Annotated in this window: 12 protein-coding genes and 1 pseudogene; 8 read left to right on the top strand and 5 right to left on the bottom strand. The window is 63.4% G+C overall.

What is annotated here, in order from left to right; all coding sequences use genetic code 11:
• The 7 genes and pseudogenes from ACFE72_RS19410 to ACFE72_RS19440 all read left to right on the top strand — a co-directional run.
• A pseudogene (locus ACFE72_RS19410) lies at positions 1–1580 on the top strand (hypothetical protein); the annotation flags it as partial.
• A 56-nt stretch (positions 1581–1636) separates the two neighbouring features.
• Positions 1637–2788, top strand: a complete 1152-nt coding sequence (locus tag ACFE72_RS19415; RefSeq protein ID WP_375414748.1) for a winged helix-turn-helix domain-containing protein — start codon at positions 1637–1639, stop codon at positions 2786–2788.
• A gap of 340 nt (positions 2789–3128) precedes the next feature.
• A complete protein-coding gene (locus tag ACFE72_RS19420; RefSeq protein ID WP_375414749.1) occupies positions 3129–3566 on the top strand; it encodes a hypothetical protein in 438 nt (145 codons plus the stop codon).
• 268 nt (positions 3567–3834) lie between these two features.
• On the top strand, positions 3835–4893 hold the full coding sequence (locus ACFE72_RS19425; RefSeq protein WP_375414750.1) for an amidohydrolase family protein: 1059 nt from the start codon (positions 3835–3837) through the stop codon (positions 4891–4893).
• A 25-nt stretch (positions 4894–4918) separates the two neighbouring features.
• Positions 4919–6028, top strand: coding sequence for an amidohydrolase family protein (locus tag ACFE72_RS19430; protein WP_375414751.1), 1110 nt, complete (start codon positions 4919–4921; stop codon positions 6026–6028).
• A gap of 19 nt (positions 6029–6047) precedes the next feature.
• A complete protein-coding gene (locus tag ACFE72_RS19435) occupies positions 6048–6461 on the top strand; it encodes a Rieske (2Fe-2S) protein (protein WP_375414752.1) in 414 nt (137 codons plus the stop codon).
• Between the two features lie 228 nt (positions 6462–6689).
• Positions 6690–7661 (top strand): S1C family serine protease, encoded by a 972-nt coding sequence (locus tag ACFE72_RS19440; protein ID WP_375414753.1) that lies wholly within the window; start codon positions 6690–6692, stop codon positions 7659–7661.
• A 148-nt stretch (positions 7662–7809) separates the two neighbouring features.
• On the opposite strand, the gene glgX is transcribed toward ACFE72_RS19440, so the two are convergent.
• From glgX to ACFE72_RS19465, 5 genes are all read right to left on the bottom strand, one after another.
• Positions 7810–9906 (bottom strand): glycogen debranching protein GlgX, encoded by a 2097-nt coding sequence (gene glgX / locus ACFE72_RS19445; RefSeq protein ID WP_375414754.1) that lies wholly within the window; start codon positions 9904–9906, stop codon positions 7810–7812.
• Between the two features lie 147 nt (positions 9907–10053).
• Positions 10054–11076: an amidohydrolase family protein gene (locus ACFE72_RS19450; protein ID WP_375414780.1), complete on the bottom strand. Its 1023-nt coding sequence runs from the start codon at positions 11074–11076 to the stop codon at positions 10054–10056.
• Between the two features lie 136 nt (positions 11077–11212).
• On the bottom strand, positions 11213–12601 hold the full coding sequence (locus ACFE72_RS19455) for an LLM class flavin-dependent oxidoreductase (RefSeq protein WP_375414755.1): 1389 nt from the start codon (positions 12599–12601) through the stop codon (positions 11213–11215).
• Positions 12602–12612: 11 nt separating this feature from the next.
• Entirely contained in the window at positions 12613–13290 is a 678-nt protein-coding gene (locus ACFE72_RS19460; protein ID WP_375414756.1) for an OmpA family protein, read from the bottom strand.
• A complete protein-coding gene (locus ACFE72_RS19465; RefSeq protein WP_375414757.1) occupies positions 13290–13625 on the bottom strand; it encodes a hypothetical protein in 336 nt (111 codons plus the stop codon). The genes ACFE72_RS19460 and ACFE72_RS19465 overlap by 1 nt, the downstream gene beginning before the upstream one ends.
• A 317-nt stretch (positions 13626–13942) precedes the next feature.
• Between ACFE72_RS19465 and ACFE72_RS19470 the strand changes: the two genes are divergently transcribed.
• Positions 13943–15127: a KamA family radical SAM protein gene (locus ACFE72_RS19470; RefSeq protein WP_375414758.1), complete on the top strand. Its 1185-nt coding sequence runs from the start codon at positions 13943–13945 to the stop codon at positions 15125–15127.
• The last annotated feature ends 8 nt before the right edge of the window (positions 15128–15135 follow it).

Below are 15135 nucleotides of genomic sequence, written 5' to 3' on the forward strand. Positions count from 1 at the left end.
TGCAGCACTATGTCAGCCACGGATATTTCGAGCACCGCGCCACGGCCTCGTTCGACCCGGCGGAATATCTGGCGTCGAATCCGGATTTGATCGCGGCGGGTTTTACGCCGGCGACGGCCGCGCAGCAGTATGTCAGCAGCGGCTACTTCCAGCACCGCCCGACCGCCTCGTTCGATCCGATGGAATATCTGGCGTCGAACCCGGACCTGATCTCCGGCGGCTACTCGCCAGCCTCGGCGACGCAGCATTACCTCACCAGCGGCTACTTCGAGCATCGCGCCACCGCGTCGTTCGATCCGCTCGAATATGTCGCTTCCAACAAGGACCTGATCCATACCGTCGGCCTCGACCGCGCGGCCGCCGAACTGCAATATGTCACGACCGGCTACTATCAGGACCGCTCGCTTACCTCGTTCGATGCCGTGCAATATCTGGCGAATTACCCGGATCTCGTCGCCGGATACGGCAATAATCTGGTGGCGGCGCGACAGCACTACATCACCAGCGGCTTCGACGAGGGACGCACCGACCGCAAACCCGACACCGTCACCGTGCACAATCCGGACGGCAGTACGAGCACCACGATTTACGACGTCCGCAACACCTCCACCTGGGATTCGTTCCGGACCGACACCGACGCCCAAGGCCACGTCACCCACCAGCTTGGCGTCAATGACGGCGGAAGCAGCTGGCAGGACGACTATGATGTCGCCGGCAGCCAGAGCTGGACCACGAAAATTTCGGTGACCAACGCCGCGCACCAGCTGGTGTCGCAGCTTGCGAACAATGACGACGGCACGCATACGCTGGTCGCCAACGATGTCGGTCAGGCCTACGCGTGGTCGACCTTCACGATGACCTTCAACGCCAACTGGGAATTTGCCTCGATCGGCAACGTCACCAACGACGATGGCAGCCATACCGCCGATATGACGCAAATCTGGAATTCGCTGGATACGCTGGCGTGGTATGCCAGTCCGCTTGTCGTCAGCCTGTCGGCCGCGCACCCGGTGATCCTCGATCTCGACGGCAGCGGCATCGACATCGTGCAGCTCGGCGCTTCAACGGCGGCCTTCGACATGGACGGCGATGGTGGACGCGAGCACACCGCCTGGGCCGGCGCCGGTGACGGCTTTCTCGCCATCGATCTCGGGGCGGATGGCAGATCCGGGCCTGACGGCGTCATCGACGAGGCTGCGGAAATCGTATTCACCCAGTGGTCGCCCGGCGCCGCTTCCGATATGGCGGCGCTGCGGGACGTATTCGATACCAGTCACAACGGGCAGCTTGACTTCGGCGACGCTCGCTGGAGCGAATTCCGGGTCTGGCAGGACGCCAATGGCGACGGTATTTCACAACCCGACGAGGTGAACGCGCCCGATGCCCTTGGGCTTGCGGCCATCGGCCTTGAACCGATCGGACCGTCACAGCATTTTTCGGATAGCTCGGCGATCCATGGCCTGGCCGGTTTCACGCGAACGGACGGCACCATGGGCACGGCGGCAGATGTCGGCCTGGCCTATCAGGCCGACGCCGCCCAGGTTTTCGCGGCCATTCACAGCGATTGGCATATCGCCTGAGCCGGCACGCAATTTGAAGGCGGACGTCCCCGCGAATCCGGTTACATTCGCGCTTCATGACCGCGAGCAAACCGCATCCCCTGACCAAAGCGCTGGCAAAGCGTATCTGGCTGCGCGCGCAGCGGCTCGATACTTCCGCGCCGTTCGGCGACGGGCCGGAGGCCGTGGCATCCGCGATCGCGCATCTCGGCTATGTGCAGATCGACACCATCCACGTCATCGAGCGCTGCCACCACCACATCCTATGGACCCGCATTCCAGCGTATCGGCGCGCCGATCTGCGCCAGGCTCAGAGCATCGACAAGAGCGTGTTCGAATACTGGACCCACGCGCTGTCCTACGTGCCGACCAAGGATTTCCGCTTCTTCATCCCCCAGATGAGGCTGCACCGGCGCGAGGGCCATAAGTGGTTCGCGTCCGTCAAGCCTGCCGACCTGCGCAAGGTGTTGCGGCTGATCAGAAAGGACGGCGCGCTGACGATCCGCGACATCGACGACGACGTGCTGACGGAAAAGGAGCATTTGTGGGCCAGCCGCAAACCGTCGAAACGGGCGTTGCAACTGGCTTTCTATACCGGCGTCGTAACCGTCAGCGAACGCAACGGCATGCTCAAGACCTATGAACTGATGCAGCGGCATTTCGGTTGGGACGCGCCGCCGAAGCCGGCTACGGCAAAGCAGGTGTCGACCTATCTGCTCGACCGCGCGCTGCGCTCGCAGGGGCTCGTTAGTCTGGATTCGATCTGCCATCTCGACGCGCCGGCCAAGCCGCAGGTCCGGCGCTTGATCGAAGCACGAGTCCGCCGCAACGAGCTGGTGCCGGTGGCGCTGGAAGGCGCCGGAAAACAGCAGCACTGGGCGGAAACCGCGACGCTGCAGAATGCCGGCGGCGCCGCGCCGGACATGATCCACATCCTGTCGCCATTCGATCCGCTCGTGATCCAGCGCAAGCGGACCGAGCTGTTCTTCGGCTATGGCCATCGCTTCGAGGCCTACGTGCCGAAGGAGAAGCGGTTGTTCGGCTATTTCGCCTTGCCGGTGCTGGTGGGCGAGGACATTGTCGCCGCCATCGATCTCAAGACCGACCGCAAGAACCGCAATTTGCTGGTGCAGAAATGGAGCTGGATCGGCAAGCGCCCGCGCAAGGACCTGAAGCGCCGCATCGAGGAAGAACTGCACCGCTTCGAGCGCTTTCAGCTCGCGGACTGACGTGCGCCATGGCGCATCTCCGCCGTCATGGCCGGCCTTGACCCTGCGAGATAGGCGCGTCTCTGCCGTCGTGCCGGGTTTGATCCTACCGTATGCGCGTGTCGCTGCGTCATCGCGGGGGATTGACCCGGCAATCCATCCTCTGCACCAATTCCGCAGCGGCTGATGGCGTCAGCGAGCAACACCGTCAGTGTCGGCGTAAGAACAAGAAAAAGCATCGAAGCCGGCGAGCTCGTTCGGCAATTAACCATAATCGCCAACTCCATGGCCGCCGCCCTTCCCGTGTTTACCGGGTTGCGAAACTCCATTAGGGTTGCCGCTTTAAGGCTTGGGACCGGCGATGATCAGGACGGTTTGGCTCGCCATTGCGTGTTTAATCGGTTTAGCCGCGCTGACCCTCATAAAGGTCGGCACGGCATCGATCGTTCAAGAGACGAAGTTTCCCGCCGAGGTCCTTGCAACGAATCCCCTCTCCGATCCGCCGGCAACCGACACGCTAGCCAAGGCCGATCGACTGGATGCCGCTGACAACGATGACGCCGTTAAGGCCGTCAGGCCGATTGCGATCACACCCAAAGGCGCCGAACCTCCGCCATCCCAGGCGAGCGAAACCGAACGGAGCTGGCGCAGTTCCTACGCCAAGCGGCAGGCCACCGGATCGCGTCACCGCAAGGGCAGGCTTCACAGGACGTCGAGATACCATCGCTTGTATCATGCTTCCAAATACCACGGCGCATCGAAGCACATGGCGGTGCGCCGGAAGAGCCGCCGTAGCTGACGATACAGCCCCGCCGAACCCGCGCAGCTTTTACCGACGCCGCATCGGCCCGTTTGAGGCAGTAGCTCGGCGTCAACCGTGCCCCGCCGCCGCATGGAAAGATCGCATCGCGCCAGCCGGCCTTCGCCTGCAAGGGCCGGCCTTGCCGCGGCGGGCGAGCGAACTTGTACTCCTTCATTGATCATCCAACCCTTGCGCTCTTTAGCCGGCGGCGGCACATTCGAAAGGCGGCGCGTCCGGGCCGCCAAAAACAGGTTCGGGAATTTTCATGGCCATGCGGATCGACTGCGATATCCATCCCGCGGTAGGCGGGACGCGCACCACGCTGCTGCCGTATCTCGACGATCACTGGAAGGAACAGGTGGTAAGCCGCGCCATCGATGGCCTTGATCTTACCTCCTATCCGCCGGGCATGGCGCTGTCGGGCCGGCCCGACTGGCGGCCAAAGGATGGCAAGCCCGGCAGCGATTTTGAAATGGTGCAGCGTCAGGCCCTCGACGGACTCGGCGCCTCGCATGCGATCTGCAACGTGCTCTACGGCGCGCAGGCGGTGTACGATCCCTACATGGCGGCTGCCTTCTGCAAGGCGATCAATGACTGGATCGCGGCCGAATGGCTTTCGCGCGATCCGCGTCTGCGGGCGTCCATCATGGTGCCGATGCAGGCGCCCGATCTGGCAATCGAGGAAATCGAGCGGCGCGCCGGCGACAATCGGTTCGTCTCGATCCTGGTGCTGGCGCAAGGCGAGACCCTGCTCGGACGGCGGCATTTTTGGCCGGTGTATCAGGCTGCGGAAAAGCACAAACTGCCGATCGCCATCCATGCCGGCAGCCAGTATCGCCAGGCGCCGAGTTCGATCGGCTGGCCGTCCTATCGCTATGAATACTATCTCGCCGAGGCGCAGGCGTTTCAGGCCCAGGTGTTGAGTCTGATCTACGAAGGCGTGTTCCTGAAATTTCCGGGCCTTAAGGCCGTGCTGATGGAATCCGGCATCAGCTGGCTGCCGGCGTTCATGTGGCGCGCCAACAAGACCTGGCGCGGCGTCCGCGTCGAGGTGCCGTGGATCGATCGCGAGCCGGCGGCGATCATGCGCGACCACATTCGCCTGACCACGCAGCCGTTCGACAGCCCGCCCGACGCCGCCGGCGTCGCCGACATCATCGACCAGATCGGCTCGGACCGGATGTTCCTGTTCGCGTCCGACTATCCGCACTGGCAATTCGACGGCGACGACGCCATCCCGCCGCATCTTCCCGCCGGTCTTGTCTTGAAGATGTGCGCCGACAATCCGCTCGAAACCTTTCCGCGCTTGAATCTCGCCGCATGAACCCGGCCGCTCGAAGGAGGATCGCATGAACGTCATTGACCGGCCTCTGCTTGAACAGCAAGCGTCCGCGAAAAGCCGGCTGCGCATCATCGATTGCGACGTGCATCCAAGCCTGCATTCGCGCGCCGACCTCAATCCGTTCCTGCCGAAACGCTGGCAAGAGCATCTCAAAACCTACGGCGATCATCTGCGCACCCCCTATATCGGCACCACGCCGTATCCGCGCTCTTCGCCGCTGATCGCCCGGCGCGACGCATGGCCGCCGACCGGCGGCCCGCCCGGCTCCGATCTCGAGTTCATGCAGAAGCAGCATCTGGATGCGCTGGATATCGAGTTCGGCATCCTGCAGGTGCTCGATCTGTTCATCTTCTCGCAGCAGAATCTCGATTTTGGCGCGGCGATCCAGCGCGCGGTCAACGACTGGCAGCTCGCGCAGTGGAGCGATCGCGATCCGCGGCTGAAAGCCTCCATTCTGGTCGGGCAGGACGACACCGTCGCCGCCGTCGCCGAAATCGAGCGCTGCGCAAAAACCGGCCGCTATGTGCAGATCAACGTCTCGCCCCGCGCCAACGAGCCGCTCGGCCGCCATCGCTACTGGCCGATCTATGCCAGGGCCGAAGAACTCGGCCTTCCGCTCGGCATCCATGTCGGCGGTTATGGCGGCCACGCGCCGAGCGGCGGCGGCTGGCCGTCGTTCTACACCGAGGAGCATCAATCTAACGCCCATACGGTGGCTGCGCAGCTCTCCAGCCTGGTGATCGAAGGCGTGCCCGAGCGCTTCCCCAAGCTCAGAGTCGTGTTCATCGAGGGCGGGTTCGGCTGGATTCCGCCGACGACGTGGCGGATGGACCAGCATTTCGAGCGGTTCCGCGACGAGGTCCCGCATCTGAAGCGGCGGCCATCTGAATATGTCAGGGAGCACTTCTGGTTCACGACCCAGCCGATCGACGAGCCCGATAACGCCGCGCATCTGCGCTCGGTGATTGACTGGGTCGGCGTCGACCGCCTGCTGTTCTCGTCGGACTATCCGCACTGGGATTTCGACGATCCGCGGTTCGCGTTCAAGACGCCGCTGACCGAAACCGAGCGTGGCAAGATCTTCAACGGCAATGCGCGTGCGCTCTACAAGCTCTGATCGCAATGTTTTTTAGGACATGACCCGCCACATCGTCGCCCGCACCACGGAGATCCCGCCCGGCGGCAACAAGGTGGTTGCCGTGAATGGCCGCGACATCGTCGTGTTCCATGTCGGCGGCGAGTTCTTCGCGCTGCTCAACCGCTGCCCGCATGAGGGCGCGCCGCTCGACAAGGCGGCCTGCGTCGCGCGGCTGACCTCCGATGAGCCCGGCGTCTACCGCCGCTCGCGGGTCGGCGAACTGCTGCGCTGCCCCTGGCACGGCTGGGAATTCGACATGCGCAACGGCCAGTCCTGGTTCGATCCCAAGCGCGTCAAGGTACGGACCTACCCGGTGGCGGTCGAGGACGGCGAGATGCTGGCGAAGGGGCCTTACGTGGCGGAGACGTTTCCGGTGCATGTCGAGAGCAGTTATGTGATTGTGGAGGTGTAGCCGAGGCCTCGGAATTTGCGGCGGGGCAACGCAGGCCCACATTCCACCGTCAAAACCAGAAAGCCGAAAAGCAGCGACTGGCTGCACGGTGTGGCAGGAGTCACGCTGATGGCGGCCATGGCTGATCCGGTCTAGAACAGCGCCCGTTTCAGGCTTTCGGCGATGCATGGCATTTCGCGCCGCTCGCGCCTGTGATAAAACCTCCCCGGGGGAATCGGAGAACCCGCAATGCCTTCGTTGACCGAATGGAAAGTGCCGCTGGCGGTACAGCCGCGGGCGGAGGAATACGGCTTCGACCTCGAGCGCGCATTGTCCGCCGTGGTCGGCTTGCATTCGATCATTCCAACCGACGCGTTCACCGCCGACACCCTCGGCACCGAGCGCGCCGGCAATGGCGTGCTGATCGGCGAAGGGCTGGTGCTGACCATCGGCTATCTGATCACCGAGGCCGAAACCGTCTGGCTGCATCTCGGCGACGGCCGCGTGGTGGAAGGCCACGCGCTCGGCTTCGATTTCGAAACCGGTTTCGGCCTCGTGCAGGCGCTCGGCCGCATCGATCTTCAACCGTTGCCGATCGGCTCGTCGGGCACGGTGAAGCCTGGCGACCGCGTGGTATTGGGCGGCGTCGGCGGACGCACCCGGTCGCTGGCCGGCCGCATCGCCGCCCGGCAGGAATTCGCCGGCTATTGGGAATACCTGCTGGACGAGGCGCTCTTCACCTATCCGGCGCATCCCAATTGGGGCGGCACCGGACTGATCTCGGAGGGCGGCGAGTTGATCGGCATCGGCTCGCTGCAGCTCGAACGCGAACGCGCCGGCAGGGCCGAGCATCTCAACATGGTCGTGCCGATCGATCTGCTCAAGCCAGTGCTCGAGGATTTGCGCAAATTCGGCCGTGTCAACAAGCCGGCGCGGCCGTGGCTCGGAATGTATTCGCACGAGATCGAGAACCGGATCGTGGTGGTCGGCATCGCCGACAAGGGGCCGGCGGCGCGGGCCGAGTTCAGGGTCGGCGACGTGGTCCTGGCGGTGAATGGCGACAAGGTTTCAACCCAGGCGGGGTTCTACCGGAAACTCTGGGCGCTCGGGCCCGCCGGTGTCGACGTGCCGCTCACGCTATACCGCGAGGGCGACACGTTCGACGTCGAGGTGAAATCATCCGACCGGGCAAGGTTCCTGAAGGCGCCGAGGCTGCATTGAAGCCGATCGTGTTGCGGACGCGGAGCGGCATTCTTCATGCCGCTCCGCCGATCCGGGACCGTTGCGACTACGGCTCGGTACGGCTCTGCAGCGCGCCGCTTCGCGAATAGCTACCCGCTGCGCTGCGTCCGGAGGACGGGAGTCCACCTTACGAAACGAGCGCGAACAGCAGCAGCGATCGCCCGGTCACCTCGTAGCTGCTGCCGAACGTGAAATGTGCGCCTTCGGGAGCGTCGGGGATATTGGTATCCACCAGCAGCGACCACTGCGTGCCCGCAGCCGCTTCGGGCAGCCTGAACGGGACGACGCCGTCAAAACTGTTCATGATCATCAAAACGGTTTCATCTTCGCCGTGCCGCGGCAGCGCGGTCTTGCGGGTGCGGCCGTCCAGCAGCATGCCGAAACATTTGATCCAGGGCGTCTCCCAGTCCGCCCCGCTCATCTCGCCGCCGCCGGCGTTGATCCAGGTGACGTCGCGGACGTCAAGCTCGCCGTCGTGCAGTCCGGTCAGGAACCGGCTGCGGCGCAGGATCGGATACGCTTTCAGCACCTCGATCAGGCGTCTGGTGAAGGCAAGCAGCAGCTTGCCCTCGTCATCGAAATTCCAGTCGAACCATGTGATGTCGTTGTCCTGGCAATAGGCGTTGTTGTTACCCCGCTGCGTGCGGCCGAACTCGTCGCCGCCGAGGATCATCGGGGTGCCTTGCGAGAACAGCAGGGTCGCCAGCATGTTGCGCTTTTGACGGTTGCGCAGGTCAAGGATGGCGCTGTCGCCGGTCGGGCCCTCGACCCCGCAGTTCCACGAACGGTTGTGGTCCTCGCCGCCGCCGTCGCCCGGATTGGCTTGGTTGTGCTTGTTGTTGTAGCTGGTCCAGTCGTTCAGGGTAAAACCGTCATGGGCGGTAATAAAATTGACGCTCGCCCAGGTGCGCCGGCCCTTTTCGTTGAACAGATCGCCCGACGCCAGCAGCCGCCCTGCCAGCTCTGCGGGCGGCGCCATGCCGCGCCAGAAGTCGCGGACGGTGTCTCGGAATTTGCCGTTCCATTCCGCCCAGCCCGGCGGAAAGTCGCCGAGATTGTAATGCATGGCGGCGTCCCATGGCTCGGCGATCAGTTTGACCGTGGCGAGCAGCGGATCCTGGTCGGCCACTTTCAGAAAACTGCTGTCTTCCTCGAATTCGCCGGCATCGCGCCCCAGCACGATACCGAGATCGAAACGGAAACCGTCGATGTGCATATGGCCGGCCCAGTAGCGAAGGCTGTCCATCACCATCTGCATGACCCGCGAATTGCCCAGATTGACGGTATTCCCGACGCCGCTGTCGTTGAGATAATAGCGCCGGTTGTCCGGCATCAGCCGGTAATAGCTCGCATTGTCGATGCCCTTGAACGACAGCGTCGGTCCGTGCTGGTTTCCCTCGGCGGTGTGATTGTAGACGACGTCGAGAATCACCTCGAGGCCGGCGCCGTGCAGGCGCGACACCATCTCCTTGAATTCGCGCAAGGAGTTCGCGACGTCGGCGGCATAGCGCGGATCGGGCGCGAAGAAGCCGATGGTGTTGTAGCCCCAGTAATTGGTCAGGCCTCTGTCGAGCAGACTGCTGTCGTTGACGAAGGTGTGGATCGGGAGCAGTTCGACCGATGTGATGCCCAGCGATTTCAGATGGCCGATCGCAGGGCCGGAACCGAAACCGGCATAGGTGCCGCGCAGGTTTTCCGGAATATCCGGATGCTTCATGGTAAAACCCTTGACATGGGTTTCGTAGACGATGGTCTCGTCCCAGTGCACGTTTTGCCGCGCGGGTTCTGCGGTCCAATCGAAGTCCGGATCGACCACGACGCACCTTGGCACGAAGGCGGCGCTGTCGCGCTCGTCGAAGGTGAGGTCGTCGCCGCTCTCCATCTGGTAGCCGAACACGGCCGGATTCCACGTCAACGAGCCGGCATGCGCCCGCGCATAGGGATCGAGCAGCAGTTTGTTGGGATTGAAGCGATGCCCGTTGGCGGGATCATAGGGCCCGTGCACGCGATAGCCGTAGAAGGTGCCGGGTCCGACGTTGGGGATGTAGCCGTGAAACACCTGGTCGGTGTATTCGGGCAGCGCAATGCGGGTTTCGCGCCCGCCGTCGAACAGGCACACCTCGACCATGGTGGCGTTGGCCGAGAACAGCGCGAAGTTGGTGCCCTGACCGCTCCAATGCGCGCCGAGCGGATAGGGAAGTCCTTCTTCGATCGGATTGGCCATGATGCCCCATTTCCCGCACCGCTAATGCGCGCCAGACATAACTTGGCTGAGGGTAAAAGGATGCAGCGCGCACCATTGCCTTTTCAAGCTGCTTTTATGGGCAACGTTTAGCGCGTCATGCCGGGTTCGTCCCGGCCATGACGAGCGCTACCCGCGCCGCTTGTACAGCTCGGTGCGGTCGAGCCGGTAGACGCGGCGGGCGTTGGCTTCGAACACTTTGCGGCGGTCGTCGTCCGACAGCGGCAGCGCGTCGACATAGAACTTTGTGTCGTCATAATAGCGGCCGGTGAACGGATCGACCCCGCGCACCGCGCCGACCATTTCCGACGCAAACAGGATGTTGTCGATCGGCACCACCTTGAACAGCAGTTCGATGCCCGGCTTGTGATAGACGCAGGTATCGAAGAATACGTTCTTGAGCAGCAGTTCCTCCAGCGGCGGTTTCTTCATGTCCTGCGCGAGGCCGCGATAGCGTCCCCAATGATACGGCGCCGCACCCCCGCCATGCGGGATGATCATCCGCAAGCTCGGAAAGTCCTTGAACAGGTCCGAGGTAATGAACTGCATGAAGGCGGTGGTATCGCCATTGATGTAATGGGCGCCGGTGCCGTGGAAATTCGGGTTGGCCGACGCGCTGACATGGACCATGGCGGGGACATCGAGTTCGACCAGTTTTTCGTAGAGCGGATACCACCAGCGGTCGGTCAGCGGCGGGTCGCGCCAGTATCCGCCGGACGGATCCGGGTTGAGATTGACCGCGACGAAGCCGTAGGCCTTCACGCAGCGCTCCAGCTCTGCAATGCAGTTATCCGGCCGCACGCCCGGCGACTGCGGCAACTGCCCGATGCCGATGAAATTCTCCGGATACAGCCTGCTGATGCGATAAATCAGTTCGTTGGATACCTGCGACCATTCGGCGCTGGTCTCCGCGGTGCCGATGTGATGGCCCATGCCGCCGGCGCGCGGCGAGAACAGCGTCACGTCGGTGCCGCGTTCGCGCTGGAATTTCAGTTGCGGCTGCACGCTTTCGCGCAACTGATCGTCGCTGATCTTCAGCTCGGCGGCGGAGGGCTTTTTCGATGGGTCCTTCAGTGCCGCGATCTGCGCCGCGCGAAAAACGTTCAAGGCCTCCGGCTCGGTGGTGTAGTGGCCGTGGCAATCGACGATCATCGGCTTCGATGCCGTTTGCGCCAAAGCCCGAAAGGGCGAAGCACCGGCGCCCGCCGCGGCGAGAGCGCCGGCACCTTGAAGCAATGCGCGTCTGGATAAAGCCATGGCCGTCGTCTCCCGGTTTTTTTGGTCATCATTATTCCGCCGCGGCGGCCGTCGTCTTGTATCGATAGCTTGCCGCCGGATGCGGCGCGGCGAGCCGGGCGCGGCCGGTGCCGAACAGTTTTTCGCGCAGCGTGCCCGGCTGATAGGCGGCCTTGTAGCGTCCGCGCCGCACCAGTTCCGGCACTAGCAGATCGGCGATGTCCTCGAAATCGCCGGGTGAAATCGCAAACGGGACGTTCAAGCCATCGACATCTGTCAGCTCGAACCATGCCTCGATCTCGTCGGCGACTTTTTCGGGAGTGCCGACCAGAACCGGCCCGATGCCGCCGATGCCGACATGCTCGGCGACCTCGCGCACGGTCCAGACCCGGTCGGGATCGGCGCGGGTGACGTTGTCCATCGCGGTGCGGCCGGCGTCGTTGTGAACGTGGCGAACCTGCTGGTCGAGGTCATAGGTCGAGAAATCGACCCCGGTCCAGCCCGACATCAGCGTCAGCGCGCCCTCGTGGTTGATGTGACGGCGATAGTCGGCGTATTTGGCGGCGGCTTCCGCCTCGGTGCGCCCGAGGATCACGGTCATCATGCTGAACATCAGGATGTCGGCCGGGTCGCGGCCGGCTTCCGCGGCGGCTGCGCGAATGGCGGCGACGCGCGGCGCGATCACCTTGGCGGAGGGGCCCGACATGAACACGCATTCGGCGTGTTGCGCGGCGAACAGGCGTCCGCGCGGCGAGGTGCCGGCCTGATACAGCACGGGGGTACGCTGCGGCGACGGTTCGCTCAGGTGGATCGCATCGAGCCGGTAGTTGGCGCCCTCGTGCCGGACGCGGTGCACCTTCGCCGGATCCACGAAGATGCCGCGGGCGCGGTCGCGCACCGCCGCACCATCCTCCCAGCTTCCCTCCCACAGCTTGTAGACCACGTCCATGTATTCGTCGGCGACGTCGTACCGGTCGTCATGCGCGGTCTGTTTTTCTTTTCCGGCGCCGCGCGCGGCGCTGTCGAGATAACCGGTCACGATATTCCAGCCGATCCGCCCTTCGGTGAGATGGTCCAGCGTCGACATCCGCCGCGCGAACGGGTATGGCGGCTCGTAGGACAGCGTGCATGTCACGCCGAAGCCGAGATTCTCGGTCACCGCCGCCATCGCCGAAATCAATAGCAGCGGATCGTTCACGGGGGTCTGCGTGGCATTGCGGAGCGCCGCGTCCGGACTGCCGCCGAACACGTCGTAGACGCCGAGCACGTCGGCGAGAAACAGGCCGTCGAAGCGCCCGCGTTCCAGCGTTCGCGCCAGATCTATCCAATACGGCAGGCGATTGTAGTCGCTGGTGCGGTCGCGCGGATGGGTCCATAACCCCGGCGATTGATGCGCGACGCAGTTCATCGCGAAGGCGTTGAGCCGGATTTGCTTGGTCATCGGTACCTTGGCTATTTTCGCGACGGCGGTTTTTTTCCCGGCGGCGGGGGCTTTTTTGCCGGCGCAGCAACGGGGCTCTCGGACGGCTCCGGCATTTTTCCAACGCCCACGATCTGGATGCGCCGGTTCGCTGCCGTCGCCGGACGGGCGGGGTCTTTGAACTGCTCTTCGCCGAGACCGAGCGAGTGAAGCCGCTTCGGAGATACCTTGAACATCGTCACCAGCACATCGCGGATCGAATCGGCCCGGCGCTGGCTGACGGTCAGATTGTAATCGCGCCGGCCGCCTGATTCGGTGTGGCCGACGATCAGGAACCTGTAAGGCAGCAGCGCCGGATTTGTCAGGGTATCGGCGAGGCGTCCCAGCGTTCGATACGACCCCGGCCGGATGATGGAGGAATCCGGATCGAACTGTATGTCGAGGCTGATTTGCGGCAGCCTGTTCAGCTCGGGAACCAGCGGCGGCCGGTTGACGGGCTGCGCGGTCGCCTTCGCTTTCATGCGCTCAACCGCCTGCTGACGTATCGCAGCGATGTCGATCTCCGGCGCGGTGTCCGGCCCGGTGAGCTGATCGACGAGGTTTTCCTGCGCTGCGGCTTGCGCAAGCGCGGGATCCGCAGGCGCCGCGAGCATGATCAGCAGCGCTGCAAGGGCACCCGCGCCGCGCGGCGGGCGATCGGCCGACGGCATCAGCGATACCCCGCGTCGGTGATGGTCTTGGTGCATTGCGCGCTGACGCCGCGCTTCGATGCGAGGCATTGCAGCACGGCGATTTTCTCGGCCCCGCCGCATAATTTGGCTTCTTTCTCGCAAACCCTGAAAACACCGGCGCGCGCCGCCGCACGTTGCTGGACCGCGCCGAAAACCCGGCCGTAATCCGCCTTGCACTGCGTAGAAACCACGTCCTGGTTGCGGGAAAGGCACTCCTTCAGGCGGGTCGGGTCGAGATTGACGCCGCGGCAATTGTCGTCGATGTCCTTGCCGCAACTGGCGCCCAGCAGTGCCGCTGCGTCTTCGAAGCTCATCGTCTCCGCCGCGGCCAGCGAAGGCGCGGCAAGCAAAGCAGCCAGCAATACCGCTCGGAACGTATCTGATCGCCAATGCCGATCCATTAGGCCATTCTCCCGGATGACTTTTTCATTGCACCGATGCTATTCGACTTGGCCGGGCGAGAACAGATCGAACCTTGGTTTAATACAGCGACGAGGCGCGTCACGGCCGGGCTGCCGGCTGCGACGCGGCGGATTCCGGCTTAGCGCGGCAAGCACGGGCTTTCAAAATCCGGCGAATCAGGCTCTCCTTATGCAGGCAGGTTTGCAACCTGGCGTTTATGAGGGATCGAATGTCTGATATCCTGACCCGCCCGGAGCGCCTCGTAAAAATCACGCCGGAAGAACTGCGCAGCACCGCGTTCACGGTCGAGGAGAAGATCAAGCTGCGGCGGGACGTCACACGCCGGTTCCGCGGCGGGGTGACGCCCTATCTCAGTTCCCTCATCAAGAAGTCCGATGCGATCCGCCGGCAGTTCGTACCGTATTATCTTGAAGGTCTGGATTTCGGCCGGGACGCGCCATTCGAAGAGGGCAAGAACAACCGGGGAATCTACGGAATAGAACGGATTTACGAAGACCGCGCCGTGCTCACGCCGTACTTCGATTGCGCGGCCTATTGCCGGTACTGTTTCAAGAAGACGCGGACCCTGGCGGGCGACGCGCCGGTGATGAGCGAGGACAACATCCGCCGCGCGCTGGATTACATCGCCGGCGATCCCCGCATCGATACGGTGCTGATCACCGGCGGAGATCCGCTGGCGCGGCCCGACATGCTGGAAGGCATCCTCGACGGCATCGCGCTTATTCCGCATGTCAACAAGATCCGGATCGGCACCCGGCATATCCTGTTCAATCCGGAGCATATCACCGGCGAGTTGTGCCGCCTGCTGGCCCGGTACAACAAGCCATCCACGGTCGATCCCCTGCGCGGCCGCAGTCTTTCGCTGGGCGTCTCCTTCAACCACTCCGACGAGCTGACGGTCGAGGTTGCCGAAGCGCTGCAGCGCATTACGGCGCACGGCCTCGGCATCCGGGGACAGATCGTATTGCTGAAGGGCATCAATGACGACGCCGCGGCGCTGCGGGCGCTGCTCGACCGGTTCGTGATGCTGTCGATCGTTCCCTACTATCTGTTCCATTGCATGGACGTAACCGGAACCTACCATCTGCGCACGTCGGTGCAGAAGGGGATAGACATTCTGTCGAAACTGGCGTCGCGCTCTGGAGTATACGCGCCGACCTATGTCTATGTAACTCCGGTCGGCAAACACAGGATCGGGCCGGGATCACGGCTGGATTACCAGTTCATCGATGGAAAGAAGTATATCCGGTCGGTGTCGCCCTATGTTGCGGACGAGTTTCTCGCGTTTTCCGGCCAGCAAAAGCTGCCGCCGTTGCATAGCCGTAACGAAGACGGATTTGTGGTTTCCCACTATCTCGACGGCGATGACGAAGTCCTGAACTGGCCGACGTGACTCAGGGC

The organism is uncultured Bradyrhizobium sp. (genome assembly GCF_964252615.1).
Lineage (GTDB): Bacteria > Pseudomonadota > Alphaproteobacteria > Rhizobiales > Xanthobacteraceae > Bradyrhizobium.

Excerpts from the sequence above, each read along its gene's own strand:
- ACFE72_RS19415 (WP_375414748.1), top strand. The coding sequence starts at position 1,637 with ATGACCGCGAGCAAACCGCATCCCCTGACCAAAGCGCTGGCAAAGCGT.
- ACFE72_RS19420 (WP_375414749.1), top strand. The coding sequence starts at position 3,129 with ATGATCAGGACGGTTTGGCTCGCCATTGCGTGTTTAATCGGTTTAGCC.
- ACFE72_RS19425 (WP_375414750.1), top strand. The coding sequence starts at position 3,835 with ATGGCCATGCGGATCGACTGCGATATCCATCCCGCGGTAGGCGGGACG.
- ACFE72_RS19430 (WP_375414751.1), top strand. The coding sequence starts at position 4,919 with ATGAACGTCATTGACCGGCCTCTGCTTGAACAGCAAGCGTCCGCGAAA.
- ACFE72_RS19435 (WP_375414752.1), top strand. The coding sequence starts at position 6,048 with ATGACCCGCCACATCGTCGCCCGCACCACGGAGATCCCGCCCGGCGGC.
- ACFE72_RS19440 (WP_375414753.1), top strand. The coding sequence starts at position 6,690 with ATGCCTTCGTTGACCGAATGGAAAGTGCCGCTGGCGGTACAGCCGCGG.
- glgX (WP_375414754.1), bottom strand. The coding sequence starts at position 9,906 with ATGGCCAATCCGATCGAAGAAGGACTTCCCTATCCGCTCGGCGCGCAT.
- ACFE72_RS19450 (WP_375414780.1), bottom strand. The coding sequence starts at position 11,076 with ATGATCGTCGATTGCCACGGCCACTACACCACCGAGCCGGAGGCCTTG.
- ACFE72_RS19455 (WP_375414755.1), bottom strand. The coding sequence starts at position 12,601 with ATGACCAAGCAAATCCGGCTCAACGCCTTCGCGATGAACTGCGTCGCG.
- ACFE72_RS19460 (WP_375414756.1), bottom strand. The coding sequence starts at position 13,290 with ATGCCGTCGGCCGATCGCCCGCCGCGCGGCGCGGGTGCCCTTGCAGCG.
- ACFE72_RS19465 (WP_375414757.1), bottom strand. The coding sequence starts at position 13,625 with ATGAGCTTCGAAGACGCAGCGGCACTGCTGGGCGCCAGTTGCGGCAAG.
- ACFE72_RS19470 (WP_375414758.1), top strand. The coding sequence starts at position 13,943 with ATGTCTGATATCCTGACCCGCCCGGAGCGCCTCGTAAAAATCACGCCG.